25 protein-coding genes are annotated in these 26,672 nt (G+C 69.8%); 13 read left to right on the top strand and 12 right to left on the bottom strand.

Annotated elements, in window-relative coordinates:
• Window positions 1-91: 91 nt before the first annotated feature.
• Together ELI80_RS04755 and rpe are read left to right on the top strand one after the other, a co-directional pair.
• A complete protein-coding gene (locus ELI80_RS04755; protein WP_136649877.1) occupies window positions 92-1,150 on the top strand; it encodes an AI-2E family transporter in 1,059 nt (352 codons plus the stop codon).
• A gap of 142 nt (window positions 1,151-1,292) precedes the next feature.
• Complete coding sequence (gene rpe / locus ELI80_RS04750) at window positions 1,293-1,979, top strand: ribulose-phosphate 3-epimerase (protein ID WP_136649876.1); 687 nt, start codon at window positions 1,293-1,295, stop codon at window positions 1,977-1,979.
• Between the two features lie 3 nt (window positions 1,980-1,982).
• Here the strand turns inward: rpe and ELI80_RS04745 are convergent, their stop codons facing one another.
• From ELI80_RS04745 to ELI80_RS04730, 4 genes are all read right to left on the bottom strand, one after another.
• Window positions 1,983-2,423, bottom strand: coding sequence for a cupin domain-containing protein (locus ELI80_RS04745; RefSeq protein ID WP_136649875.1), 441 nt, complete (start codon window positions 2,421-2,423; stop codon window positions 1,983-1,985).
• Window positions 2,424-2,505: 82 nt separating this feature from the next.
• Complete coding sequence (locus tag ELI80_RS04740; RefSeq protein WP_236641327.1) at window positions 2,506-3,852, bottom strand: AI-2E family transporter; 1,347 nt, start codon at window positions 3,850-3,852, stop codon at window positions 2,506-2,508.
• 103 nt (window positions 3,853-3,955) lie between these two features.
• Window positions 3,956-5,185, bottom strand: a complete 1,230-nt coding sequence (locus ELI80_RS04735) for a saccharopine dehydrogenase family protein (RefSeq protein WP_136649874.1) — start codon at window positions 5,183-5,185, stop codon at window positions 3,956-3,958.
• A gap of 45 nt (window positions 5,186-5,230) precedes the next feature.
• Window positions 5,231-6,343, bottom strand: coding sequence for a carboxynorspermidine decarboxylase (locus ELI80_RS04730; RefSeq protein ID WP_136649873.1), 1,113 nt, complete (start codon window positions 6,341-6,343; stop codon window positions 5,231-5,233).
• 154 nt (window positions 6,344-6,497) lie between these two features.
• On the opposite strand from ELI80_RS04730, the gene ELI80_RS04725 reads away from it, so the two are divergent.
• The 5 genes from ELI80_RS04725 to ELI80_RS04705 all read left to right on the top strand — a co-directional run bounded on the left by ELI80_RS04725 (window position 6,498) and on the right by ELI80_RS04705 (window position 9,573).
• A complete protein-coding gene (locus ELI80_RS04725) occupies window positions 6,498-6,944 on the top strand; it encodes a pyridoxamine 5'-phosphate oxidase family protein (protein WP_136649872.1) in 447 nt (148 codons plus the stop codon).
• Window positions 6,945-7,049: 105 nt separating this feature from the next.
• Window positions 7,050-7,883, top strand: coding sequence for a glucosamine kinase nucleotide-binding domain-containing protein (locus ELI80_RS04720; protein ID WP_236641326.1), 834 nt, complete (start codon window positions 7,050-7,052; stop codon window positions 7,881-7,883).
• A 77-nt stretch (window positions 7,884-7,960) separates the two neighbouring features.
• Window positions 7,961-8,218 (top strand): glutaredoxin 3, encoded by a 258-nt coding sequence (grxC, locus tag ELI80_RS04715; RefSeq protein WP_136649871.1) that lies wholly within the window; start codon window positions 7,961-7,963, stop codon window positions 8,216-8,218.
• 36 nt (window positions 8,219-8,254) lie between these two features.
• Complete coding sequence (locus ELI80_RS04710) at window positions 8,255-9,127, top strand: carbon-nitrogen hydrolase family protein (RefSeq protein ID WP_136649902.1); 873 nt, start codon at window positions 8,255-8,257, stop codon at window positions 9,125-9,127.
• Between the two features lie 50 nt (window positions 9,128-9,177).
• Window positions 9,178-9,573 carry a MarR family winged helix-turn-helix transcriptional regulator gene (locus ELI80_RS04705; RefSeq protein ID WP_136649901.1) on the top strand — a complete coding sequence of 132 codons (396 nt, stop codon included), beginning with the start codon at window positions 9,178-9,180 and terminating at the stop codon, window positions 9,571-9,573.
• Window positions 9,574-9,629: 56 nt separating this feature from the next.
• Here the strand turns inward: ELI80_RS04705 and ubiG are convergent, their stop codons facing one another.
• Window positions 9,630-10,370 (bottom strand): bifunctional 2-polyprenyl-6-hydroxyphenol methylase/3-demethylubiquinol 3-O-methyltransferase UbiG, encoded by a 741-nt coding sequence (ubiG, locus tag ELI80_RS04700; protein ID WP_136649900.1) that lies wholly within the window; start codon window positions 10,368-10,370, stop codon window positions 9,630-9,632.
• A 64-nt stretch (window positions 10,371-10,434) separates the two neighbouring features.
• On the opposite strand from ubiG, the gene pip reads away from it, so the two are divergent.
• The 6 genes from pip to infB all read left to right on the top strand — a co-directional run bounded on the left by pip (window position 10,435) and on the right by infB (window position 17,928).
• Window positions 10,435-11,412 (top strand): prolyl aminopeptidase, encoded by a 978-nt coding sequence (gene pip, locus ELI80_RS04695; protein ID WP_136649899.1) that lies wholly within the window; start codon window positions 10,435-10,437, stop codon window positions 11,410-11,412.
• 34 nt (window positions 11,413-11,446) lie between these two features.
• The gene (locus ELI80_RS16180) at window positions 11,447-12,160 is read left to right on the top strand and encodes a hypothetical protein (protein WP_201740554.1); all 714 of its coding nucleotides are present in this window, start codon (window positions 11,447-11,449) and stop codon (window positions 12,158-12,160) included.
• 202 nt (window positions 12,161-12,362) lie between these two features.
• Entirely contained in the window at window positions 12,363-13,082 is a 720-nt protein-coding gene (gene rimP / locus ELI80_RS04685; protein ID WP_136649870.1) for a ribosome maturation factor RimP, read from the top strand.
• A 3-nt stretch (window positions 13,083-13,085) separates the two neighbouring features.
• Window positions 13,086-14,732 (top strand): transcription termination factor NusA, encoded by a 1,647-nt coding sequence (nusA, locus tag ELI80_RS04680; protein WP_136649869.1) that lies wholly within the window; start codon window positions 13,086-13,088, stop codon window positions 14,730-14,732.
• 15 nt (window positions 14,733-14,747) lie between these two features.
• On the top strand, window positions 14,748-15,383 hold the full coding sequence (locus ELI80_RS04675) for an RNA-binding protein (protein ID WP_136649868.1): 636 nt from the start codon (window positions 14,748-14,750) through the stop codon (window positions 15,381-15,383).
• Complete coding sequence (gene infB / locus ELI80_RS04670; protein WP_136649867.1) at window positions 15,373-17,928, top strand: translation initiation factor IF-2; 2,556 nt, start codon at window positions 15,373-15,375, stop codon at window positions 17,926-17,928. Before ELI80_RS04675 ends, infB begins: the two co-directional genes overlap by 11 nt.
• Before the next feature lie 56 nt (window positions 17,929-17,984).
• On the opposite strand, the gene ELI80_RS04665 is transcribed toward infB, so the two are convergent.
• From ELI80_RS04665 to ELI80_RS04635, 7 genes are all read right to left on the bottom strand, one after another.
• The gene (locus ELI80_RS04665) at window positions 17,985-19,502 is read right to left on the bottom strand and encodes a M81 family metallopeptidase (protein ID WP_136649866.1); all 1,518 of its coding nucleotides are present in this window, start codon (window positions 19,500-19,502) and stop codon (window positions 17,985-17,987) included.
• Window positions 19,499-20,464, bottom strand: a complete 966-nt coding sequence (locus ELI80_RS04660) for an ATP-binding cassette domain-containing protein (RefSeq protein WP_136649865.1) — start codon at window positions 20,462-20,464, stop codon at window positions 19,499-19,501. The genes ELI80_RS04665 and ELI80_RS04660 overlap by 4 nt, the downstream gene beginning before the upstream one ends.
• A complete protein-coding gene (locus ELI80_RS04655) occupies window positions 20,461-21,384 on the bottom strand; it encodes an ABC transporter ATP-binding protein (protein ID WP_136649864.1) in 924 nt (307 codons plus the stop codon). Before ELI80_RS04655 ends, ELI80_RS04660 begins: the two co-directional genes overlap by 4 nt.
• 43 nt (window positions 21,385-21,427) lie before the next feature.
• Entirely contained in the window at window positions 21,428-22,243 is an 816-nt protein-coding gene (locus ELI80_RS04650) for an ABC transporter permease (protein ID WP_136649863.1), read from the bottom strand.
• 3 nt (window positions 22,244-22,246) lie between these two features.
• Window positions 22,247-23,182 carry an ABC transporter permease gene (locus ELI80_RS04645; RefSeq protein WP_136649862.1) on the bottom strand — a complete coding sequence of 312 codons (936 nt, stop codon included), beginning with the start codon at window positions 23,180-23,182 and terminating at the stop codon, window positions 22,247-22,249.
• 97 nt (window positions 23,183-23,279) lie between these two features.
• A complete protein-coding gene (locus ELI80_RS04640; protein WP_136649861.1) occupies window positions 23,280-24,887 on the bottom strand; it encodes an ABC transporter substrate-binding protein in 1,608 nt (535 codons plus the stop codon).
• A gap of 66 nt (window positions 24,888-24,953) precedes the next feature.
• Entirely contained in the window at window positions 24,954-26,582 is a 1,629-nt protein-coding gene (locus tag ELI80_RS04635) for an amidohydrolase (protein WP_136649860.1), read from the bottom strand.
• Window positions 26,583-26,672: the final 90 nt, after the last annotated feature.

Here is a 26,672-nt window from a genome sequence, read left to right as displayed (position 1 = left end):
GAGGTGTCGTCCTGCTCGCAGCGATTTGTGCGGTTGCGGCCCGTCACCCTCTCGCGTCCGCGCCGTCCGGCAACCCGATCGAAGGCCAGCCATGCCCAGAGCCATTCCCGCCGTCATCTTCGTTACCCTCGTGATGCTCGCGCTGGCGCTCGCGCTTTGGCACCTGTCGTTCGTTCTGCTGCTCGCCTTCTTCGGACTGCTGATCGCCGTCCTGCTGCGGCACATGGCGCTGATGATTTCCGGGCACACCTCGCTGTCGGCCAGTGCGGCGCTGGGGATCGTGGTGCTGGCGCTGCTGACGCTTATCGGCCTCGGGATCTACTACCTGGGCGCGCAGATCGCGGGCCAGATCAGCCTGCTTGCCGATTCATTGCCCCTCGCGGTCGAGAACGTGAGGGTCGCGCTGGAAGGGCAGGCGCTGATCCAGAGGCTGCTCGAGATGATGCCGGTCCAGGATGCGGCGCCGGAATGGAACATCTTCGGCGCGCTGCGGGGCACCGTGTCGATCGCCATCGGCATCCTGGCCAACGTGGTCGTGGTGGCGACGATCGCGATCTTCCTTGCGGGCGATCCGCAGCTCTACCGCCGCGGCGTCCTGCACCTGATCCCGATGGACAAGCGCCCGCGCGCCGTCGAGATCATGGACGCGCTGGGGAACGGGCTGTGGCGCTGGCTGCTGGGGCAGGGGCTGTCGATGCTGTTCGTGGCGCTGCTGACCGCCGGGGGGCTGTGGATGCTGGGCATCCCGCTGTGGCTGACGCTCGGCGTCATCGCGGGCATTGCCGACTTCATCCCCTATGTCGGTCCGTGGCTGGGGGCCGCGCCCGCGGTGCTGCTGGCGTTTTCGGAAGGCCCGCAGACCGCCGTCTACACCGCCATCCTGTTCGTCATCATCCAGCAGCTCGAAGGCAACGTCCTGCAGCCCATCATCCAGAAGCGCGCCAATTCCATGCCGCCGGTGCTGACGGTCCTTTCGGTGATCGCCTTCGGGGTGCTGTTCGGCTTCGCGGGCATCCTTGTCGCGACGCCCCTGCTGCTGGTGCTGATGATCCTGGTGCGGATGATCTACGTCGAGGACGTGCTCGAGGATCCGACCGTCGCCATGCACGAGGAGCTGGAGCAGAAACGGAACGAGAAGGCGAAGGCCTGAGACGGGCGGCCGCCTTTCGCGATCCCGGTCCGGCCGGGCTGCCGTCCATGAGGTTCAGGTTTCGGATCCTTGGTTTCCGGGCTTCCGTTTCCGGCCGGACCGTCCTATCGCGAGGCCGCGCTGCCGCTGAAAGGACCCGGCCATGACCTTCGACCGCCGCATCCGGATCGCGCCGTCGATCCTGTCCGCCGACTTCGCCGATTTCGGGCGCGAGATCCGCGCGATCGAGGAGCAGGGCGCCGACTGGGTGCATGTCGACGTGATGGACGGGCATTTCGTCCCGAACCTGACCTTCGGCCCCCCGGCGGTGAAGGCGTTCCGCCGCCACGTCACGACCTTCATGGACGTGCACCTGATGATCGCGCCGGTCGATCCGTTCATCCAGGCCTATGCCGACGCGGGGGCCGACCTGATCTCGGCCCACGTCGAGGCCGGGCCGCATATCCACCGCACGCTGCAGGCGATCCGCGCCACCGGCAGGATGTCGGGGGTCGCGCTGAACCCCGGCACGCCCGCCGAGGCGGTGCGCCACGTGCTCGATCTCTGCGACATGGTCGTGGTGATGAGCGTGAACCCCGGCTTCGGCGGGCAGAAGTTCATCCATTCGCAGGTGGAAAAGATCGCCGCGCTCCGCGCGATGATCGGCGACCGGCCGATCCACATCCAGGTGGACGGCGGCGTCGATCCGGTGACCGCGCCGCTGGTCGTGGCGGCGGGGGCCGACGTGCTGGTCGCGGGATCGGCCGTGTTCAGCGGCGGGTCCGCGGACGCGCCCGAGGTCTATGGCCGGAACATGCGCGCGATCCGGGACGCCGCGACGGCGGGCTGAGCGTCAGAACTCGATCCACTCGGGGTCGGGCTCGATCTCGATGTCGGGCAGGTTGACCACGATCTCCTCGGGCCCGCTGCGGACCAGCGCGCAGTGAAGATTCTCGCTGTCGGATGCGTTCAGTTCCTGGTGCGGCATGAAGGGCGGGACCAGCAGGAACGATCCGGGACCGGCCTTGGTGATGAACTCGAGCCGCTCGCCCCAGCGCATCAGCGCGGTGCCGCTGACGACGTAGATCACGCTTTCCAGCGGGCCGTGGTGGTGCGGCCCGGTGATCGTGCCGGGGCGGATATGGTTCGTGCCTGCCCACAGCGCCTGCGATCCGGTGCGGTTGCCGGATATCGCGGCCTGACGGTTCATGCCGCGCGTGTCGGGCGTGTCGAGCGTCCGCCCCATCGGGGTGACGACCCGGATGCCTTCGGTCTTCCAGTCCTTCGCGGTCATGGGCTGCGTTTCTCGTGCTGCCGGTCTGCCGCGCAGCGTAGGCCATGGGGGCGCGACGATGCAAACGCCCGCCGACGGCCGCTCAGGGCTTCGGCGCGGGTTCCGCCTGCGCGTGCTCGACGACGACCTCGGCCGTTGCCACGACCGCATCTTCCGGGGCGGGGGCTTCCTCGCCCGCCTCGACGATCTCGCGGGCCTGATCCTCGGACTCGTCCTCGAGCTGCGGCGGCGCTTCGCCGGCGAGGAAGTTGCCGAGCTTCTCCAGTTGCGGAATGTGGTCGCAGAGGACGCGCAGCACGACCAGCGTCGGCACCGCGACGATCATGCCCAGCACCGACCACAGCCACGCCCACAGCGCGACGGTCAGGAATACCACGACCTCGTTCAGCTGCAGACGCTTCGAGACGAACCGCGGCGTCACGAACTGCCCTTCGAGCGACGTCAGCGCGAGGAAGGTGAGCCCGACGAGCACCGGGCGCTGCAGGTCGTCGAACACCAGAAGCGCGACCAGCATCCCCCCGATCGTCCCCATCATCGCGCCGATATAGGGGATGTAGTTCAGGACGAACCCCGCCACGCCCCACAGCAGCGGGCCGGGCATCCCCCACGCCCACATCGCCAGCCCGATCGCGACCCCCAGCCCCACGTTGATGATGGTGATGGAGCCGAGATAGCGGCCGAGACTGTCCTCGATCTCGCGCAGCGTCAGGTAGGCCGCCCGCTTGTCGGTGATGGAATTGAAGCTTTGCACGATCTTGAGGTACATCAGATCGCCCGAGCTGAGCAGGAAGAACAGCAGGACCAGCGTGAAGACGATCTGGCTGACGATTTCGGGGCCCAGCGTCAGCGCCTGCCGCAGCATGCCGGGGCCGTTCTGGGGTTCCACCTGGACGGTGATCGGCTGGGGCGCGCCCGCCGCGGCGTCCGCAGGGTCCGGCGCGACGCCGACGGTGGCGGGGGTGGCGGGGGTGGCATCGCCCGGCGCGGGCGAAGACGTCGCGGTCGCCGCGCCCTCGGCCAGCTCGTCGATGCGCGCAGTCGCCTTCTCGAGGCCGCGAAAGCTTTCACGGATCTCGTCGTAGCGGCGCTCGACCTGCGCGCCGATCGTGTCGCTGTTGGCGATGAGCGAGCTGACCGGGCTCCACAGCGCATAGCCGAGCCCCAGCACCGCCGCGACCAGCCCGAGGCTGACGATCCCCGCCGACCAGCCCGGACCGATGCCGATCCGGGCCATCACCCGGCGAAACGGGACGAAGACGAAGAACAGCAGCATCGCCAGCGTCGCCGGCATGAGAAAGGCGCGCGCCTCTGCCACGAACCCGAAGGCGAGGATCAGGAAGATCCCGATCACGGGCCAGCCCGCGCCGGCGCCGAATGTCCGCCGGGGCGGGTCCTGGGGCTTGCGGCCGGGCGGGGAGGACGGGGGCAACTGCGTTCCTTCCGTGACGAGGCCGCTGCAGAACGCGCCCCCTGCGGTGGCAGTTCCGCGCGGGCTCGTCCGGACGGGCAGCGCCCGGCGCCGTCCCGCCTCGTCAGATCGGGCGGTCGCCCTTCGCGTCGATCACCCGCGTGGGCAGGCCCATGTCGCCCAGCAGTTCAAGGAACGGCCGCGCGGGCAGGTCTTCGACATTGGCCATCCGCTTCACGTCCCAGTCGCCCCGCGCGATCAGGATCGCGGCCGCGACCGGCGGCACGCCCGCGGTGTAGCTGATGCCCTGGCTGCCGACTTCCGCGAACGCCTCGGCATGGTCGGCCACGTTGTAGATGAAGACCTCGCCCGGCTTGCCGTCGCGGGTTCCCTTGACCAGATCGCCGATGCAGGTCTTGCCGGTGTAGTCCGGGGCGAGCGTCGCCGGATCGGGCAGCACGGCCTTCACCAGCTTCAGCGGCACGACCTGCTGCCCTTCGACGCTGACCGGATGTTCGGACAGCAGCCCGAGGTTCTTCAGCACGCTGAACACGTTGATGTAGTGCGCGCCGAAGCCCATCCAGAACCGCACGTCCGCGTCCCGGTAGCGCGCCGACAGGCTGTGAACCTCGTCATGGCCCGACAGGTAGGCGGTCTGCTTGCCGACGACGGGCAGATCCCATTCGCGCCCGACCTCGAACATCTCGTTCTCGCGCCACTGGCCGCCCTGCCAGGAATAGACGGTGCCGGTGAATTCGCGGAAGTTGATCTCGGGGTCGAAGTTGGTCGCGAAGTAGCGCCCGTGCGAGCCCGCGTTGATGTCGACGATGTCGATCGATTCGATCCTGTCGAAGTACTCGTCCTCGGCCAGCCGCGCATAGGCGTTGACGACGCCCGGATCGAAGCCCGCGCCCAGGATCGCGGTCACGCCAGCGGCCGCGCAGGCCTCGCGCCGCTTCCATTCGTAGTTGCCGTACCACGGCGGCGTCTCGCAGACCTTGGCCGGGTCCTCGTGGATCGCGGTGTCGATATAGGCCGCGCCGGTTTCGATGCAGCCCTGCAGGACGGTCATGTTGATGAAGGGCGAGCCGACGTTGATGACGATGCGCGCCCCCGTGCGGCGAATCAGCTCCGCGACCGCGCCCGTGTCCATGCCGTCCAGCGCGTGGGTCGTGATCGTGCGGCCGTGGGCGCGCCCCTTGTCCCTGACCGAATCGACGATGGCGTCGGCCTTTGCCTGGGTCCGGTTCGCCATGTGGATGTCGCCGAATTCATCGGCCCATTCCGCGACCTTGTGGGCCACGACCTGCGCCACGCCGCCGGCGCCGATGATGAGGACGTTGGGTTTTTCCACCGCAGCGGTCTCCTTTTCAGGGTCTGGTCAGGGATGTCGCCGCGATCAGGACAGCGAGTCGCGGTAATCGTCGTAGTCGAAGGTCCGCTGGACGGTGATCGTTCCGTCCGGCTCGCGGATGCAGATGGCGGGCATCGCGACGCCGTTGAACCAGTTCTTCTTGACCATGGTATAGCCGGCTGCGTCCTGGACGCTGATCCGGTCGCCCACGGCCAGCGGCCGGTCGAAGCGCGCGTCGCCGAAGATGTCGCCCGCGAGGCAGGACTTTCCCGCGATCTGGTATTCGTGCGCGCCCGCCTGCGGCAGCTTGGCGTTCTCGCGGTAGATCAGCAGGTCGAGCATGTGCGCCTCGATGCTGGAATCCACGACCGCGACCTTCTTGCCGTTGTCGAGGATGTCGAGGACCGACACCTCCAGCGTCGTCGTGCCGGTGATGCTGGCCTCGCCGGGCTCGAGGTAGACCTGCACGCCGAACCTGTCCGAGAACGCCCTGAGCCGGTCGGCAAGGTCGTCCAGCGGATAGCCGTCGCCCGTGAAGTGGATCCCGCCCCCGAGCGACACCCAGTCCAGCTTTTCCAGGAAGCCGCCGAACTCCGCCTCGATCCGGTCCAGCTGGCCCGCGAACAGCGGGTAGTCCCGGTTCTCGCAGTTGTAGTGGATCATCACGCCGCTGATCCGGTCGAGCGCGCTTTCCAGCCGCGCCATGTCCCATTCGCCCAGGCGCGAGAACTTGCGCGCCGGGTCGGCGAGGTCGAAGCCGCTGGTGGAGAAGCGCGGGTTCAGCCGCAGCCCGCGCGCGATCCCCGCCGCGCGGTCGGCGAAGCGGTCGAGCTGGCCAAGCGAGTTGAAGATGATCTTGTCGGCATGGCCCACCGCCTCGTCGATCTCGTGGTCGGCCCAGGCGACGGAATAGGCGTGCGTCTCGCCCCCGAACTTTTCGCGCCCCAGTCGCAGCTCGTAGAGCGAGGACGAGGTGGTGCCGTCCATGGATCGCGCCATCTGGTCGAACACGCCCCAGGTCGCGAAGCACTTGAGCGCGAGCAGCACCTTCGCGCCCGACCGTTCGCGCAGCCGCGCCATCTTGTCCATGTTCGCCTGCAGTTTCCGGCGGTCAATCAGGTAGAACGGCGTCTGCGGGCCAGCGGTGGTGGCTTGCATGGGCGTAAGCTCCGGGGCGGACGGGCGAAAAGCGAAGAACGGCATATAGGGCCGGGCACCATCCTAGGCAACCGGCCGTGACGGAAGGGTGACGGAACGGCAGCCGCCGTCGCGGCGTTCGCCCCCGGAAACCCGAACCCGGACGAGGGGCAGCATGCTGTTTGGCAACAAGACCGACCACGACGATCCGCCGACGCGCGAGGAACTGGCCCGCGCGATGGCCGACATGGACCTGTGCATCATGGTCACCCGCGAGGACGACGGGATGTGCAGCCGCCCGATGTCGAACAACGCGCAAGTCGACTGGGACGGCGACAACTGGTTCTTCTCGAACGGAGACACCCGCAAGGTCGCCCAGCTTCGCGCCCATCCGGCGGTGACGCTGGACTTCCAGTCGAAGGACAGCTGGATCTCGCTCCGCGGCCGGGCGACGTTGCACCAGGGCGACAAGGCGCTGTTCAGGCAGCACTGGACCAAGGACCTCGACCGCTGGTTCCCTGAGGGGATCGACACGCCGGGCCTGACGCTGATCCAGGTCAGCGCGCAGGAAGCCGAGGCGTGGGGCCGCATCGGCAACGGTTCGATCGACCTGAAGGGCTGATCGGCCGATCCCTTGCGGCGGCGCCACAGTTGCGCCGCAGCCGCGCCCCTTGTCGTCCGACCGCGCTTGCCCGCATATCGCGCAAGACGGGGTGGGGAGGCATGCGTGGCGTCTTGGGTGATGGGGATCGACGGCGGCGGCACCGGCTGCCGCGCCGTGCTGGCCGATGTCGCGGGCCGCGTGATCGGGCGGGCCGACGGCGGCCCCGCCAACGTCATGTCCGACCGGGACGAGGCGGTGCGGACGATCCTCGGCGTGACGCAGGCGGCGCTGGCCGAGCGCGATCCGGCCGACTGCGTGGCCTGCCTCGGCCTTGCCGGGGCCGAGGTGGCGGACGCGGGCGTGTGGCTGCCGCCCTTCCTTCCCTTCGCGCGGGCTATGGTCGTGCAGGACGCGCAGACGGCCCTGCAGGGGGCGCTGGGCGATGCCGACGGGATCGTTGCGGCGATCGGGACGGGGTCGGTGTTCATGCGTCGCCTGCAGGGGCAGGTCACGGTCGTCGGCGGCCGCGGCGCCGTGCTGGGCGACGAGGCGAGCGGCGCCTGGCTGGGCAAGCGGCTGCTGGCGCTGACCCTGCGCGCCGCCGACGGGGTCGAGGATCACAGCCCGCTCACGCGCGCCCTTCTGGCCGGGATGGGGGGCGTCGGCGGCATCATCGCCTTTGCCCGGACCGCCAGCGGCGCCGACTTCGCGGCCCGTGCGCGGATCCTCGCAGACAACCCGGCCGACCCCGCCGCGATGGCGGTCCTGGATCGGGCCGATCGCCACGTCGCGGCCTACGTCGCGCGCCTGCAACCGCCGGGCGAGCCGCTGCCGGTCACCTTCACCGGCGGCCTCGGCCCCCTGTTCGCGGCGCGCAGCGGCGGGCGCTGGCCGCTTTCCGCGCCGAAGGGAACGCCGCTCGACGGCGCGCTGAGCCTCGCCCTCAGGCTGGCCTGACCCGCCGCCCTGCCGCGCACTGGCGGAACCCCGGCGCCGTGCATAGGTTTGATGACAACCGCAACAGAGGAAACGACATGGCCAAGGTCGAAGTCTATCTTACCCGCAGCTGCCCCTACTGCCATGCCGCGCGCGGGCTTCTGGACCGCAAGGGCGTCACCTACGACGTCATCGACGTGGGGGCCGAGCCGGAGCGCCGGGCCGAGATGACGCAGCGCGCCAACGGCCGCCGCACGGTGCCGCAGATCTTCATCGACGGGAAGTCGATGGGCGGGTCCGACGACATCCACGCGCTTGACCGGCAGGGCAAGCTGGACGCGTTGCTGGCGCAATAGATGGCGCAGGCGGCAGGGAACGACGAAGGCGGGGTGCTGACCGCCGCGCTGGTGCAACTGAGCGTCGGCGACGACCCGGCCGCGAACCTGCCCGTGACGCGCGGGCTGGTGGCCGAGGCGGCACGGCAGGGCGCGACCCTGGTCTGCACGCCCGAGGTCACGAACCTTCTGACCCCCGACCGCGCCCGGCAGGCCCGCCTGCTGCATTGCCAGGCCGACGACCCGACGCTTGCGGCGCTGCGCGAGGACGCGGCGCGGCTGCGGGTGTGGCTGTCGATCGGGTCGATCTCGCTCAAGGGCGACGATCCGGCCGATACCCGTTTCGTCAATCGCAGTTTCCTGATCGGCCCCGACGGGCGGATCGCAGGCTGCTACGACAAGATCCACATGTTCGACGCGACCGTGTCCGAACACGAATCCTACCGCGAAAGCGCGGCCTTCCGTGCCGGCGACACGGCCGTCGTCGCCCGCGGCCCGGATGACCTGCCGATCGGGATGACGGTCTGCTACGACGTCCGCTTTCCCCATCTCTACCGCCGGCTCGCGGTGGCGGGCGCGCGCATCCTCCTGGTTCCCGCGGCCTTCAACGACACCACCGGAGCCGCGCACTGGGAGGTGCTGCTGCGCGCCCGCGCGATCGAGACGGGGTGCTTCGTCCTCGCCGCCGCGCAGTGCGGCACGCACGCCGCGCCCCATTCGCCCGAAGCGCGGCCCCGGCGGAGTTACGGCCACTCGCTCGCCGTGGCGCCGTGGGGCGAGGTGCTGGCCGATGGCGGGACCGAACCGGGGGTGACGCTGGTCCGGCTCGACCTCGCGCGCGTGGCGGACGCGCGGGGGCGGGTGCCGGCGTGGCGGCACGACCCGGTGATCCGGGGGCCGGCCTTGTCCGGGCCGGACGTCGCGCGGTGACCGACGCCCCGGCCACCAAGGCGCTGGCGGCTGCCCTGTTCGCCGAGCTGATGAACAGCGAGCAGCTGGCCCGCAGCATGGCTTCCCGCGCGCTGCCGCGGGGGATGCAGCTGTCGCATTTCTCGGTTCTGAACCTGCTCGCGCATCTGAACGGCGAGCGGACACCGGCGGAGCTCGCGCAGGCGTTCCGCGTGACGCGCGGGGCGATGACGAACACGCTGGCGCGGCTGGAATGGGCCGGGCACATCCATATCCGCCCCGACTGGGACGACGCGCGCCGCAAGTTCGTGTCGATCAGCCCGGCTGGGCGCGCCGCGCGCGACGCGGCGCTTGCGTCGCTTCTGCCGCGCCTGGCATGCGTCGTGCGCGACATCGGCGTGGACGAGGTCCGGACCATGATGCCGGTGATGCGCCGCCTGCGCGAAAGGCTGGAGGACGAGGTCTGACGGCTTCCGCCGCAAGCCTCTGCCCGGATGTCGGGCCTGCGTGTCAGGCCGGCGCGTCAGGACCGGATGCCGGTCATCAGGTAGTTCACCGACAGGTCGCGCCGCGACAGCGACCATGACCAGCGGACCGGGTTGAACACCATGCCCGCGCGGTCCACGACCTTGGCCCCGGCCGCGTCGAACATTGCCGCAAGCTCGCCCGGCTTGATGAAGCGGTTCCAGTCGTGGGTGCCGCGCGGCAGCCAGCGCATCACCCACTCCGCCCCGATGATCGCCGCGCCGAAGCTCTGCGGGGTGCGGTTCAGCGTGGACATGACCAGGACGCCCCCCGGCCGCAACAGCCGGGTGCAGGTCGCGACGAAGTCCTGCGGGTCGGCGACGTGTTCCACGATCTCCAGCGCCATCACGACGTCGAAGGTCAGGTTCTCGTCCACCAGCGCCTCGGCCGTGGTCGCGCGGTAGTCGATCGAAAGCCCCGACTGCCCGGCGTGAAGCCGCGCGACCGCGATGTTGCCGTCGGCGGCGTCCGCGCCCGTGACCTCGGCCCCGAGCCGCGCCATCGGTTCCGCCATCAGCCCGCCGCCGCAGCCGATGTCGAGGATCCGCAGCCCCTCGAACGGGCGCGGGCCCGACAGGTCGCGCGAGAACTCCGCCGCGATCTGGCCGGTGACGTAGTCGAGCCGGGTCGGGTTCAGCATGTGCAGGGGCTTGAACTTGCCCTCCATGTCCCACCACTCGGCGGCCATCGCCTCGAACTTCTCGATCTCGGCCGGATCGATGCTGGATCGTGCGCCCATGCCTGAAATGGTCATCGTCTCGCCCCTTCTGGCCTGCCCTGTCGGGCGCGTGTATACCGGCAACATGAACCATCGGGCAGGGCAAATCGGCGCGGCATCGGCTTCGGGGCAGCTTTATCCGATGGTCGAGCCGTTCGCGCGCGAGATGCTGTCCACGCCCGACGGCCACCAGATCTATGTCGAGCAATGCGGCAATCCGCAGGGCCGGCCCGCGATCGTGCTGCACGGGGGCCCGGGCGGCGGCTGCAGCCCGGTCATGCGGCGCTTCTTCGACCCCGACCACTGGCGCGTGGTCCTGTTCGACCAGCGCGGCTGCGGGCGGTCGCGGCCGCACGCGGACATCGCCCACAACACCACCCAGCACCTGATCGCCGACATCGACCTGATCGCGGACCGGCTGGACCTCGGCCCCGCGCTTCTGTTCGGGGGCAGCTGGGGATCGACGCTGGCGCTGGCCTACGCGCAGGCGCGGCCCGGACGCGTCAGCGGGCTGGTGCTGCGCGGCGTGTTCCTGGCCCGGCAGGAGGAACTCGACTGGTTCTACGGCGGCGGCGCGGGGCGGTTCTGGCCGGAGCTCTGGAACCGTTTCCGGGGGCCGATCCCCAAGGACGAGCAGGGCGACCTGATCGCGGCCTATCACCGCCGCCTGTTCTGCGGCGACCTGGACACCGAGACCCGCTTCGCGCTGCCTTGGGTCGCCTGGGAAAACGTGCTGGCGGCGTTGGAGACAGGGTCGAGCGGCATGTCCGCGCCGAACTACGCCCGCGCCTTCGCCCGGCTGGAAAGCCACTACTTCGTCAACGGCTGCTTCCTGGACGAAGGCCAGTTGCTGCGCGACCGGCACCGGATCCACCACCTTCCGGCGGTCGTGGTGCAGGGCCGCTACGACATGGTCTGCCCGCCCAGGGCCGCGTGGGAGCTTGCCGACGGCTGGCACCGCTGCGAGCTGCGGATGGTCCCCGCATCGGGCCACGCCATGAGCGAGCCGCGGATCGCGGCCGAGCTGGTGCGGGCCGTCGCGGACCTGAGCGTGCAGGAATGATCGCGTCGGTGCCCGGCCGGGGCGTGGACGGGGCATGAGGATGATCGACTTCAGCTCGTGGCAGAGCCTCCTGTCGACGCTCGCGGGAATCGCCCTGTTCGCGCTGGTGGGGATCGGCATCCGGCTGATCGTGATGATGCGCTACCAGCAGCGCCGCGAACGCCAGAACCGGCAGATCAACGAGCGGCTGAAGGTCCTGATTGCCGCCTACAAGGTGCTGGGCGGGTCGTTCACCGGCGAGCTGGGCGTAAGCCCGCTGCACCTGCGCGACCTGCGCCAGCTGGCGGCAGCCGAGGCGGGCGAGGCTGTCGCGGACCCGTCCGCGCCGCGCCCGGAACCGCCCTCGGCCGAGCGCCGGCGCCGCATCCGCGACGCGGTCGAGGCGGCGCTGTCCGACATCCTGCTGCTGGGGACCGAGGAGCAGGTGCGGCTCGCCGAACGCGCCGCGCGCGACATGGTCGCGGGGCGCGAGGTCCACATGGACGCGCTGGTCGTCTCGCTTCGTGATTTCATCCGGGCGGCGCTCGACCTCGACCCGATCCCGGCGAACCTCGCGATCCCCCGCCAGGGACCCGCGCGCCCGTCAGGCGGCGGCAAGGGCGACGGCGGCCGGGGCGGCGGCGCTCGCGGGGGCGGCGGTGGCGGCGGCGGCATGGGTGGCGGAATGGGCGGCGGCGGAATGGGCATGGGCACGGGGCTGGGCCACGGTCGCGGGCGGGACGACCCCGACCCGCCCAACCCGGCGTGACGAGGGGCGCCACGCCCGGCCATACCCCGCGCCGCCTGCGACGTCTTTCCCGGGGCGAAGCAGGGCCTGCCTGACGCCCTTGCCATTCCGATTTCTGCGATCTATATACCCTCCGACAGCGGCGCAGGCTTCCACCCCCTGCCCACCGGACGAACTCGCACGGGCCGCCACAGGGCCCGTTTTTCATTTTCAGGGATCGGACATGACCGACCTCATCGCCAAGACACCCATCGACCAGCGCCTTTCCGGGATCATCACGCCCGTGATCGAGGATCTGGGGTTCGAGCTGGTCCGCCTGCGCCTGCAGGGCGGGCGCACCGCCACGCTGCAGATCATGGCCGACCGTCCCGAGGGCGGGATCAACGTCGACGACTGCGCCGTGATCTCCACCGCCGTCAGCGCCGCGCTGGACGTCGAGGACCCGCTGGAGGACGCCTACCATCTCGAGGTTTCCAGCCCGGGCATCGACCGGCCGCTGACGCGGCTGAAGGACTTCGCCACGTTCGAGGGCTATGACGCCCGGCTGGAGACCGCGCAGCCCATCGACGGGCGCAGGCGCTTCAAGGGCGTCCTCGCCGGCGTCGAGGGCGACGAGGTGCTGCTGAACATCGAGGAGGGGGGCGAGGTGCAGACCATCGGCCTGACCTTCGACCTGCTCAGCGACGCGAAGCTTTTGCTGACGGACGAGCTGATCGCCCTGATGCTGAAGGAACGCAAGGAAGCGGGCACGCTGCCCGAAGGGGCGGAAGCCGGCGCCGGGATCGGCGACGGGCGCGTGGTCCGGGGACAGCTGGCCGACGGACAGATGGCCGACCCCGAGGAATTCGACGACATCGAGACCGAGGAGGCTTTCGATGACGGCGACGACACCGACACGAACGAAACCGACGGCGCTACCCGCGCCGACCTGCCGAAGGAGTGATTGATGGCCATCACCTCTGCCAACCAGCTTGAGCTGCTGCAGACCGCCGAGGCGGTCGCGCGCGAAAAGATGATCGACCCCGGTCTGGTGATCGAGGCGATGGAGGACAGCCTCGCCCGCGCCGCGAAGTCCCGCTATGGCGCCGAGATGGACATCCGCGTCAGCATCGACCGCAAGACCGGCAATGCCAGGTTCACCCGCGTCCGCACCGTGGTCGAGGACGACGCGGTCGAGAACTACCAGGCGGAACTGACGGTCGAACAGGCGCGCCCCTATCTCGACAACCCCGCCGTGGGCGACCAGATCATCGACGAGGTCCCGCCCGTCGAACTGGGCCGGATCGCCGCGCAGTCGGCCAAGCAGGTCATCCTGCAGCGCGTCCGCGAGGCCGAGCGCGACCGCCAGTACGAGGAGTTCAAGGACCGCGCCGGCACGATCATCAACGGCATCGTCAAGCGCGAGGAATACGGCAACATCATCGTGGACGTGGGCCGCGGCGAGGCGATCCTGCGCCGCAACGAGAAGATCGGCCGCGAAAGCTACCGCCCGAACGACCGCATCCGCTGCTACGTCAAGGACGTGCGCCGCGAGACGCGCGGCCCGCAGATCTTCCTGTCGCGCACCGATCCGCAGTTCATGGCCGAGCTCTTCAAGATGGAAGTGCCGGAAATCTATGACGGCGTGATCGAGATCAAGGCCGTGGCCCGCGACCCGGGCAGCCGCGCCAAGATCGCCGTCATCAGCTACGACAGCTCGATCGACCCGGTCGGCGCCTGCGTCGGCATGCGCGGCAGCCGCGTGCAGGCCGTCGTAGGCGAGCTGCAGGGCGAGAAGATCGACATCATCCCGTGGTCGGAAGAGCAGGCGACGTTCCTCGTGAACGCGCTGCAGCCGGCCGAGGTCGCCAAGGTCGTGTTCGACCCCGAGGCGACCCGGATCGAGGTCGTGGTGCCCGAGGAGCAGCTGTCGCTCGCGATCGGCCGCCGCGGCCAGAACGTGCGGCTGGCGAGCCAGCTCACCGGGCTCGACATCGACATCCTCACCGAGGAAGAGGAATCCAAGCGCCGCCAGGCCGAGTTCAACGCCCGGACGCAACTGTTCATGGACAGCCTCGACCTGGACGAGTTCTTCGCCCAGCTGCTGGTCGCCGAAGGCTTCACCAACCTCGAGGAAGTGGCCTATGTCGAGCAGGGCGAGCTGCTGGCGATCGACGGCGTGGACGAGGGGACCGCGGACGAGCTGCAGGCCCGCGCCCGCGACTATCTCGAGGCGCAGAACGCCAAGGCGCTGGAAAGCGCCCGCGCGCTCGGCATCGACGACACGCTGGTGGGCTTCGAGGGGCTGACGCCGCAGATGCTCGAGGCGCTGGCGAAGGACGGCGTCAAGACGCTGGAGGACTTCGCGACCTGCGCCGACTGGGAACTGGCCGGCGGCTGGACCACGCAGAACGGCCAGCGCGTCAAGGATGACGGGATCCTGGAGAAGTTCGACGTGTCGCTGGAAGAGGCGCAGGACATGGTGATGACCGCCCGCGTCATGCTGGGCTGGGTCGATCCCGACGAGCTGCACCCGGTCGCCGAGGGCGACGAGGATGCGGCCGCCGACGAAGGCGACGACGAGACCGCTGCGACCAAGGAGGCCGGGGTGTAACGCCCCGGACCGCTCTTGACACGCGGGGGTCGCGACAAGGACCGCGAGATCGCCGAACGGCGGTGCCTCGTCACCGGCGAGGTGCAGCCGAAGGCGGAGCTCATCCGCTTCGTCGCCGGCCCCGACGGGATGGTGGTGCCGGACCTCGCGGAAAAGCTGCCGGGCCGGGGCTTCTGGGTCACCGCCGACCCGGCGGCGCTGCACAAAGCTGCCGCCAAGGGTCTTTTTTCGCGCGGGGCGAAGGCCCATGTTACTGCTCCGGCCGATCTGGTCGCGGGGATCGAGGCCGCGCTTGCGCGGCGGGTGGTCGAGCTGATCTCGCTCACGCGCAAGTCGGGCAATGCCGTGGCGGGCTTCGAGAAGGTCAAGGAATGGCTCGCCGGCGGGCGGGCGAAGGTGCTGTTCCAGGCAAGCGACGGCTCCGACCGGGGCAAGGGCAAGCTGTGGACGCCGACCGGCGGGCGCTGGTTCGGCTGCCTCACCGCTTCAGAATTGGGTTTGGCTTTCGGCCGCGCGCATGTCATACACAGCGCGCTTGCGCCGGGGGGCCTGACCGAAAAGGTGATACGGGACGCCGCACGACTGAACGGTCTGCGCGGGCATGACGGCAATTCGGTTGCCGGGAAGGATTCGAGAACGGATGAGCGATAAAGACGGAAAGAAACCCCTGGGTGTTGGTGGCGGTCTTGGCGGTGGGCGCCCGGGCCAGGTGAAGCAGAGCTTCAGCCACGGCCGCACCCACAACGTGGTGGTCGAGACCAAGCGCAAGCGGGTCGTCGTGCCCAAGCCGTCCGCTGCAGCTGCCGCGGGGGGCGCGGCACCGCGTCCGAACTCTCCCGCCGCCGTGGCCTCCGACCCCTCGAAGCGCCCGGCCGGGATCTCCGAGGCGGAGATGGAGCGCCGGCTCAAGGCGCTTGCCGCGGCCAAGGCCCGCGAGGCCGGCGAAGCCGCCGCCCGCGCCGCCGAGGAGCGTGCCCGCGAAGAGGAACGCGAACGCCGCCGCGCCGAGATCGAGGCGAAGGAGCGCGAGGAGCGCGAGCGCGTCGAGGCGCTGCGCGCCAAGGAAGAGGAAGAGGCCCGCAAGGCCGAGGAAGCCCGCCTGCGCGCCCAGAAGAAGGCCGAGGTGACGGCCAAGCCCGCCACCGACGCGCCCGCCGACCGTGCCGCGGCCGAGGCTGCCGCCTCGCGCGCGGAAACCAAGGGCGTGGCCTTGGCCGCGCCGCGCAAGACCGATCGCGACCGCCGCGACGCGGGTGGCGACAGCGACGCCAAGGCCAAGGCCAAGGCCGACGACAACCGCCGCACCGGCCGCCTGTCGCTCACGCAGGCGCTGGCCGGCGGCGAGGGGGGCCGCACCCGGTCGCTCGCCGCGATGAAGCGCAAGCAGGAAAAGGCCCGCGCCAAGGCGATGGGCCAGTCGATGCGCGCCGAAAAGCAGGTGCGCGACGTGCAGCTGCCCGAGACGATCGTGGTCAGCGAGCTTGCGAACCGGATGGCCGAGCGCGTGGCCGACGTGATCAAGTCGCTGATGAAGATGGGCATGATGGTCACGGCCAACCAGACCATCGACGCGGACACCGCGGAACTCGTGATCGAGGAATTCGGCCACAAGACCGTGCGCGTCAGCGACGCCGACGTCGAACAGGCGCTGCACACCCAGGACGACGCGCCGGGCGACCTGCAGCCGCGCGCCCCGATCGTCACGATCATGGGCCATGTCGACCACGGCAAGACCTCGCTTCTGGACAAGATCCGGCAGGCGAACGTCGTGTCGGGCGAGGCGGGCGGGATCACCCAGCACATCGGCGCCTACCAGGTGGCGACGGATTCGGGATCGACGCTCACCTTCCTCGACACGCCGGGCCACGCGGCCTTCACCTCGATGCGCGCGCGCGGCGCGAACGTGACCGACATCGTCGTCCTGGTCGTGGCCGCCGACGACGCGGTGATGCCGCAGACGGTCGAGGCGATCAACCACGCCAAGGCCGCGAACGTCCCGATGATCGTCGCGATCAACAAGATCGACAAGCCCTCGGCCAACCCGCAGAAGGTCCGCACGGACCTGCTGCAGCACGAGGTCGTGGTCGAGGAGATGTCGGGCGACGTGCAGGACGTCGAGGTGTCGGCCCATACCGGGCAGGGCCTGGACGAACTGCTGGAAGCGATCGCGCTGCAGGCCGAGATCCTGGAACTGCGCGCCAACCCCGATCGCGCCGCCATGGGCGCGGTGATCGAGGCCAAGCTCGACGTCGGCCGCGGCCCGGTCGCGACGGTCCTGGTCCAGAACGGGACGCTGAAGCAGGGCGACATCTTCGTCGTGGGCGAGCAGTGGGGCAAGGTCCGCGCGCTCATCAACGACAAGGGCGAGCGCGTCCCGACCGCCGGCCCCTCGGCCCCGGTCGAGGTGCTGGGCCTGAACGGCACGCCCGAGGCCGGTGACGTGCTGAACGTCGTGGAAACCGAGGCGCAGGCCCGCGAGATCGCGGACTACCGGATCTCGGCCGCCAAGGACAAGCGCGCCGCCGCCGGTGCCGCGACCACGCTGGAACAGCTGATGGCCAAGGCTAAGGCGGACCTGAACGTGGCCGAACTGGGCGTGGTCGTGAAGGCCGACGTGCAGGGCTCGGCCGAGGCCATCGTGCAGGCGCTGGAAAAGGTCGGCAACGAGGAGGTGCGCGTCCGCGTGCTGCACTCGGGCGTCGGCGCGATCACCGAGAGCGACGTGGGCCTGGCCGAGGCGTCGAACGCGCCGGTCATCGGCTTCAACGTCCGCGCCAACGCCCCGGCCCGCAACTCCGCCAACCAGAAGGGGGTCGAGATCCGCTACTACTCGATCATCTACGACCTGGTGGACGACATCAAGGCGGCGGCGTCGGGGATGCTCAAGGCCGAGGTGCGCGAGAACTTCATCGGCTATGCCGAGATCCGCGAAGTGTTCCGCGTCTCGGGCGTCGGCAACGTCGCCGGCTGTCTCGTGACCGAAGGCGTGGCGCGCCGTTCGGCGGGCGTGCGCCTGCTGCGCGACAACGTCGTGATCCACGAGGGCACGCTGAAGACGCTCAAGCGCTTCAAGGACGAGGTCAAGGAAGTCCAGTCCGGCCAGGAATGCGGCATGGCGTTCGAGAACTACGACGACATCCGCAAGGGCGACATCATCGAGATCTTCGAACGCGAGGAGGTCGAGCGGAAGCTCTGATCCCGCACGCCAGACAGCGAAAGGGGCCGCGGTTGCGGCCCTTTTTTCATGCCGGCTCAGGGGTCGGTCGCCGCGGTGAAGTCGAAGTCCCGGTCCAGCGGCCACAGCGGGCGCGGGGCGCGGACATAGGAACGGCGGCTTGCCTGCGGGGTCGCAAGACCGCCCGCGTCGCAGACGATCACGCGACTGGCGATCGGCTGATACGCCGCGCGGAAATGCTGCATGGACTTCAGGACCAGCACGCGCGCTTGCGCCGGCTCGATCCCGAAGGCGCGCAGCTGCTGAAGATCGACCATCTGCATCGTCTCGGTCACGACCAGCACCCGCACGCCGTCCACCCGCAGGACGGCGGTCGGCCCGAAGCTGTGCGGCAGACCGCCCTGGATCGGGCCGTCGCCGATGTAGGCCCCATCGGAGAGACGCTCGATCACCCCCGTCAGCCGCAGCGGCCCGCCGCCGAAGGCGGGATCGTTCTTCCCGCCCAGGTCGATCGTCACGCTGTCGCCTTCGGCGTGCCGGTGCAGCTCCGCCGCCGCCTGCGCGTCGACCATGGGGGCGAACACCGCGCCATCGACGCCCGCGTCCAGCAGCCCTTCCAGCAGCGCGGTGGCATCGCCATAGGCGCCCGCGCCGGGATTGTCGGCGTAGTCGGCGATCACCAGCGGGCCGTCCCCGTTCCACGCGACCGCCTCGGCGACCGCCTGTTCCACGTCCAGGAACACGTTGCCGCCCGCGCGCCGCCCGTCCCAGATCCGCGCCGCAAGATCGCGCGCCACCTCGCGCGCCCTTGCCTCGGCGGAGGGGTCGTTCCTGTCGTGGACCGCCAGAACCGTCGGCCCGACACAGGCGACGTCGGCGCCGGTGAAGCCCGCATTGACCGACACCGCCAGCACGCCGCCCGTCTCTGCCGCGGCGGCGCGGTCATACAGCGCGCGTGTCGCGGGGATGTCGGTACGGCCCGCGTTCGCTTCGTCCAGCATCGGGACATGGGCGCGCAAGGTGCGGGGCGCGATCTTTCCCGCCATCGTCCGGTGCAGCAGCGCTGCCGCCTTGGCGCCGGTCTCGCGCATGTCGATGTGCGGATAGGTGCGATAGGACACGAGGATCTGCGCGTCGCGCACCATGTCCGCCGACACCATCGCGTGCAGGTCCAGCGTCACCGCGATGGGCAGATCGGGGCCGACGATCTCGCGCAGGCGGGCGAGCAGCCAGCCTTCGCCGTCGTCGGTGAAATCCGGCACCATCGCGCCGTGCAGACCCAGCGCGATCCCGTCCAGCCGGTCGCGGTTGTTCCGCGCCGCTGCCAGGATCGCGCCGGCGATGTGGTCATAGGCGTCCTTCGTCACACGACCGCCGGGCGTCGCGTGGGCGGATACCGCGTGGATCACCGACCAGCCGCGCGCGCGGCCCACGTCCAGGAAGCCGGCAAGCTCGGTGTTCGCTTCCCGCCGCACCGCGATCGCCTCGTCGCCCATCAGCAGGGTGTCGGCGCGGAACATCCCCAGGGCCGTGGGCAGGCGCGAGAAGGTGTTGCTTTCGTGCATGAACTCGGCGGTGAGGACGGTGAAGGTCACGGCGCCTTTCCCGCAAGCCGCACCCGGTGGTCCGGGCCGATCGTGGCGAGGTGGCTCGGCTCCGGCATCGTGCGCGGGTCGGGCCGGGCCGAGATGTCGGGCGAGAAGCGCGCCCCGTCCGGGACCGGCGCGGGCGGGGGCAGCTCGCGCCGCTGGGCCAGCACCGCGTCCATGTCGGGCACGCTGTCGATCAGGCGGCGGGTATAGGGGTGGGTCGGGGTCGTGAAGACCTGCTTCCAGCCGCCTTCCTCGACCACGCGGCCGAAATACATGACGGCCACGCGGTCGCTCACGTGTTCCACCACGCTGAGGTCGTGCGAGATCATGATGTAGGACAGCTTCAGCCGTTCCTGCAGTTCCATCAGCAGGTTGATGATCTGCGCCTGGATCGACACGTCGAGCGCCGACAGCGGCTCGTCAAGGACGAGGATGCGCGGGTCGAGCATCAGCGCGCGGGCGATCCCGATGCGCTGGCGCTGGCCGCCGGAAAACTCGTGCGGGAAGCGCCGGGCGTGGTCGGGCGACAGGCCGACGCGGGTCAGCATCTCGGCGACGCGGTCGCGCGCCTCGGACCCCGAGGCGATGCCGTGTAGCGACAGCTGCGCCAGGAGCATCCGGCCGATGCTGATGCGCGGGTTGAGCGAGGCGAAGGGGTCCTGGAACACCATCTGCGCGATCCGCGCGCGTTCCTTCCGGCCGGGCGCGCCGGGGCCGTTCAGGGGCTTGCCGCGGTAAAGGACGGTGCCGGCGGTCGGTTCCTGCAGCCCCATCACCGCCAGCGCGGTGGTGGACTTGCCGCAGCCGGATTCGCCCACGATGCTGAGGCACTCGCCCTCGTGCAGCGTCAGGTCGACATGGTCGACGGCGCGCAGCATCTCGGCCGGGTGGAAGATCGTCGGACGGGGCCGGGCGAAGTGGACCGACAGGTCGCGGATCTCCAGCAGCGGGGCGGGTCCGGTCATGCCGTCGCCTCCGCCCGCGCGGCCCTGACGCCGCGGGGGGTGACCAGCGTCGGCGCGTCGTGGCCGCGGGCGTTCGGCGGCACGATCTCCTCCAGTTCGGTCAGGCGCTTGCGCCCGCCCTCGACCCGCGAGCCAAGGCGCGGGCGCGCCGCCAGCAGCCCGCGCGTATAGGGGTGGAGCGGGTTCGAGAACAGCGCGACGGTGTCCTGTTCCTCGATCAGCCGGCCGCGATCCATGACGCCCACGCGCTGGCACATGTTGGCGATCACGCCAAGGTCGTGGCTGACCAGCAGCACCGCCGTCCCCTCGGCCCGGCACAGTTCGTCGATGAGCTTCAGGACCCCCGCCTGCACGGTCACGTCGAGCGCCGTCGTCGGCTCGTCCGCGATCAGGAGGTCCGGGCGGCAGGCCAGCGCGATCGCGATCATCACCCGCTGGCGCATGCCGCCCGACAGCTGGTGCGGATAGGCGCGGGCCCGTTCCTCGGGCGAGGGGACCTGCACGCTGTCCAGCGCCTCGACCGCGCGCCTGCGGGCCGCGGGCCAGTCCAGGCCGCGGTGGATCACGAACATCTCGGCGATCTGGGTGCCGATGGACGCGACCGGGTTCAGCGCCGTCATCGGTTCCTGGAAGATCATCGCGATCCGGTCGCCGCGCAGCCGCCTGCGCGCGCGTGGCGCGAGCTTCAGCAGGTTCTGGTCCTGGTAGTGGATTGAGCCTGCGCTGACGTTCAGGGGCCGCTTCAGAAGCCCCATGATCGACAGGCCAGTGACGCTTTTCCCGCTGCCGGATTCCCCGACGAGGCCGTACGTCTCGCCCGGCAGGATGTCGAGGTTGATGCCGTGCAGGATCTGCGGCCCGCGCCGGCCGACCTGCACCCGCAGGTCGCGCACCGACAGAAGCGGGTCGGGGTTGGGCATGTGCCCGTCCTTCGTCCTTGTCGCTGCCTTCATCGCCGCCCCCTCATTCCCGGCGGGTCCGCATGTGCGGGTCCAGCATGTCGCGCAGGCCGTCCCCCAGCAGGTTGAAGCCCAGCACCGTCACGAAGATGGCAAGGCCGGGAAAGATCGCGGCCCAGGGCGCGGTCCGCAGCAATTCGCGCGCGTCGGTCAGCATGTTGCCCCAGCTGGGCGTCGGCGGGCGGATGCCGATGCCCAGGAACGACAGCGCCGCCTCGGCCAGCACGGCGCTGCCGATCCCCAGCGTGCCGATGACCAGCAGGGGCCCTACGATGTTGGGCAGGATCTGCGTGCGCATGATGTTCCAGTCGCTGAAGCCCGCGGCCTTTGCCGCCAGCACGAAGCTCTGCGACTTCAGCGACAGGGTGGACCCGCGGGCGATCCGGCAGGTCCAGGACCAGTTGGTGAGGCCAAGCGCGATCAGCAGGCTCGGCAGCCCCGGCCCCAGCACCGCCATGATCGCCAGCGCGAACACCAGGGACGGGATCGCCAGCATCACGTTCGTCAGCCCGTTGACGAAATCGTCCCAGACGCCGCCGAAATACCCCGCCGAGATCCCCAGCGCCGCGCCGATGGTGGAATTGATGATCTGCGACACGACCCCCACCATCAGCGACACCCGCGCGCCGTAGAGGATGCGCGATAGCACGTCGCGCCCCTGCGCGTCGGTGCCCATCCAGTGCGGGGCGCCGGGGGGCAGCTCGGACGACATCAGGTCCGCGTCCATGATCGGATGGAACGGCGCCAGCAGCCCGGCGAGCAGTGCGGCGAGGACCACGACGGACACCAGGAAAAGGCCGAACACGAAGTTGAAGCGCATGCGTCAGGCCACCTTGATGCGCGGATCGATCAGCGCATAGGCGATGTCCACCAGCATGTTGATCACGAGGAACCACAGCACGATCACCAGCACCGCGCCCTGCACCACCGGGATGTCGCGGACCGACACGCTATCGACCAGCAGCGACCCGATGCCGGGCCACGAGAATAGCTTCTCGATCACGATGGCCTGCCCCATCAGCGACCCGATCTGCAGCCCCATCGTCGTCAGCACCAGCACGAGGACGTTGCGGGTGATGTGGGCGCGGACGAGGCGCGGCTCGCTCACGCCCTTGGCCCGCGCGGTGCGGACGAAGTCGGCGTTCATCACGTCGAGGACGCCCGCCCGCGTCGTCCGCGCCAGCAGCGCCATCGGCGACACCCCCAGCGCGATGGCGGGCAGGACCAGGTGGCGCAGGCTGTTTTCCTGGTAGCCGAAGCTCGGCAGCCAGCCCAGCTGCAGCGCGAAGACATACATCAGAAGCAGGCCCAGCCAGAACTCCGGCACCGACAGGCCGGACACGGCCGTCACCATCGTCAGGCTGTCGAACAGGCTTCCCGGCCGCAGCGCGGCCATGAAGCCCAGCGGGATGCCCACCGCGGCCGCAAAGGTCATCGCGGCGATCGCCAGCTGGACCGAGGGCCAGAGCCGGGGACCAAGCACCGACGTCACCGGCTCGCGCGTGCGGTACGAGATCCCGAGGTCGAACTGCAGCAGGCCCGAAACATAGTTCCACAGCCGGACCGGGATCGGGTCGTCCAGGCCGAACTGCGCGTTCATCTGCGCCAGCACGTCCGCGTTCGTCATGTTGCGGCCCTCGGCCATCAGGCTGGTGAGGAAGCTGCCGGGCACGACGCTGAAGATGAAGAAGATGATCAGCACGACCGCGAGGATCGTCGGGATCATCTGCAGTACCCGGCGCAGGACGAACCCCATCATCGCCCGTCACTCCCCCCGGCGTGCCGGGCCGGGGCGCGCCGATCGGCAGAAGGGGGCCGGCAAGCGGCCCCCGACATCGGCAGGGTGGGCCGGCCCCTCACTGCCGGCGCGACGCGGGCGCGGTGTCGTCGATCCAGACGTCCTGGTAGTCCTGGATCGCCAGCTCGACCGAGTTCGGCTTGAGCCCGTGCACCCACGGCTGCACGCCCATCACCGCCTTGTTGTAGTTGAAGAACCAGACCGGTGCTTCGTCCTGCAGCATGTTGTTGGCCTGCTTCAGCAGCGCGGTCTGCTTGTCGTGGTCGGGCTCGGCCCCGGCCTGATCCAGCAGGGCGTCGAACTCGGGGTTCGAGAACTTGACGTAGTTGCAGGCGCTCTGCGGCGTCTTGGAATGGAAGCAGCGCAGGTAGTGCAGCGGGTCGGGCCCCGAGGAGTTCGACCAGATGTAGGCCTGGAAGTCGTCCGCCAGCAGCTTGTCGCTGAAGACAGAGCCGTCCACCGGGTCGGTCGTCACGGTGACCCCCACGCGGGCCAGCATCGGGATGATCGCCTCGACGATCGGGATCCCCCAGCTTTCGTTGGGCTGCGCCGTGACCGAGAACGACAGGTTGTCGGCATAGCCCGCCTCGGCCAGCAGCGCCTTGGCCTTTTCGGGGTCGAACGGATAGGGCCTGGCGTCCTTGTCGAAGGCCGGCGACGACACCGGCAGCCACGACACGGCCGGATAGGCCTTGTCCTTCAAAAGCTTCGTGACGATCAGGTCCTTGTCGATCGCGTAGTTGATCGCCTGCCGGACGCGCTTGTCCTTGAACGCCTCGACCTTGGGGTTGAAGCCGATGTTGCGGGTATAGACCTCGGCCACCTCCAGCAGATTCTCGGCCAGCGCGGGCTCTGCCCGATAGGCCGCGTACTGCGTCGGCCCCAGCACGTTCACGTCGATCTCGCCGTTGCGGAAGGCCACGTCGCGGGCCGCCGCTTCCTCCATCAGCATGATGTCGAGCCTGTCGAGGTAGGGCTTGCCCTCTTCGTAGTAGCCGTCGAACTTCTCCAGCTCGACCTTGGCGCCGGGGACGTAGTTCGCGAGCTTGAACGGCCCCAGGCCGTTCGGCTTCGACGCCAGCTGATCCTCGGGGTAGTCCTTGCTGTAGATGGGGGCGAAGTTCGACATCAGCTGCCAGCCCGGATCGTTGATGTCGGTCATCGTGATCTCGACCGTGCGGTCGTCGATCTTCTTCAGGCCCGAGATCGAGTCCGCCGTCCCGGCCTGGTACTCCGCGGCCCCCGCGATGCGCAGGATCTGCTCAGCGCCCGGCAGCGCGCGCTTGGGGTCGCCCAGCCGGTTGTAGCTGTAGATCACGTCGTCGGCGGTCAGCTTCGCGCCGTTGTGGAAGGTCGCGTCGCGCAGCTTGTAGGTGTAGGTCTTGCCATCCGCCGACTTCTCGACTGACTCGGCCAGCTCGAGCTCGGGCTGGTTCGTGTCCGCGTTCCAGCTGTAGAGCGAGGCGTTCATCGCCTTGGCGACGATCTCGTCCTGGGCGTGGGGGGTCGCCGTGATGTCGAGCGAGGTGATCGACCCGCCGTAGGGCGCCACGAAGACCAGCTTGCCGCCGGGCTGCGGCGTGTCCGCCTGCGCCAGCGCCGAGGTCGCAGAGGCAAGCGCGGTGGCCAGTGTCAGCGCGGCCGCGAGGCTCAGTCTGTTCAGCATGTCCGATACTCTCCCTGTTGGGGCCTTGCGTCCCCGTTGACGTTGGTCCGTGGGCCGGCCCCGGCTTCAGGCGGCGCCCTCCAGCAGGTCGTGGACGATCCGGCCGTCGAGGACGGTCAGCTCGCAGCGCGTGTCGTTGAGGATATCGCCGGGGTGGGCGGTCAGCAGGTCGCGCGAGAACACGGCGATGTCGGCGAGCATGCCCGGCAGAAGCCGCCCCTTCACGTCCTCGTCGCCCGTCGAATAGGCGCCGTGCTCGGTATAGGCGCGCAGCGCCGCCTCGGCGGTCAGCGCCTCGTCCGGGTTCAGCACGGTCCCGTTGATCGTCTGCCGCGTCAGCATCGCGTGCAGGTTCGGGAACGGGTCGGGGGAACACACCGGGGAATCGCTGCCGGTCGACGGCTTCATCCCCAGCCGGTCCCAGGTCCCGATCGGATAGCTGTTGAGCGCACGCTCCGGCCCCAGCACGGCAACGTAGCCGTCGCCGAAATCGTGGATGAAGACCTGCTGCGGCGCGGGCAGGATGCCCGCCGCGATCATCCGCCGGTTCAGCGCGTCGTCGACATAGCCGCAATGCTCGATCCGGTGGCGGAAGCCGTGGTCCGGATCGGCCGCGCGGACCCGTTCGTAGGCGCGCACCAGCTGATCGATCGCCGCGTCCCCGATCCCGTGGCAGACGAGCGTGTAGCCCATGCCGTGATAGCGGTCGACCAGCGCGAACAGCTCGTCATCCGGCAGCATCTGAACGCCGTAGTTGTCGGGCTGCCCGGCGTAGGGCCTGGTCATCCATGCGGTGCGGCCGCCGGCCGATCCGTCGGTGAAGATCTTCACCCCGCCGATGCGGAACATGTCGTTGCCGACCCCGGTGACGAGGCCCGCGTCGTGGCACGGCTCCACGATCGACGATCCGGGATCGCCCAGCAGCGTGGCCCACACGCGGACCGGAAGCCGCCCGTCACGGCTTGCCAGGTGATAGGCGCGGATTTCGGTCATGCCGTCGATCTGGCCGACGGCGGCGTCCATGCACGAGGTGATGCCGAACCGGGCGAGCAGCTGCCCGCCGGCCTCGATCGCCCGGATGATTTCCTCGAGCGTCGGCGCGGGGCGGGCGGCGCGCAGCGCGTCGGCCGCGTTTTCCGCCAGAAGCCCGGTCAGGCGCCCGCCCGCGCGCCCGATCACGCCGCCGTCCGGGTCGGGCGTGTCGGCGGTGATCCCGGCCAGCGCCAGCGCCGCCGAGTTCCCGATGGTGATGTGCCCGCAGGCCCGCACCAGCGCGACCGGGTGGTCGGGCAGGGCCGCGTCCAGTTCGTCCGCGGTGGGCATCTGCCCGTCCGGCCAGCGGGTCTGGTCGAAGCCGCGCCCCAGCACCCAAGCCCCCTTGGGGGTCTCGGCCGCGCGCTTCCGCAGCGCGTCGTAAAGCGCATCCCGCGTCGGCGCCGCGGCGGCGGTCGCATCGACCCAGCCCTGGATCAGCCCGGTGGAGATCAGGTGCAGGTGGGCGTCGTTCAGCCCCGGCGTTGCCAGCCTGCCGCCCAGATCGACGACTTTCGTGTCGGGTCCGGTCAGGGCCGCGATCTCGTCATCGCTGCCGGTTGCGAGGATCCGGTTGCCGTGGATGGCGACCGCCTGCGCGATGGGAAGCCCGTAGCCGCACCACACGCGCCCGTTCCTCAAGGCCAGCGTCGCGACGCTCACCTGCGCGAAATCCACTTGGAAGTCAAAGCGTTCCCCTCCCCATTGAAACGTCTGCCGCAGGATCCGAGCTTACCGCGGTGGGACGGGTTT

The sequence above is a fragment of the Paracoccus aeridis genome (genome assembly GCF_004923205.2).
Classification (GTDB): Bacteria; Pseudomonadota; Alphaproteobacteria; order Rhodobacterales; family Rhodobacteraceae; genus Paracoccus; species Paracoccus aeridis.
The sequence above is the reverse complement of the archived record's forward strand: the minus strand, read 5'-3'. Positions and strand labels throughout refer to the sequence as shown.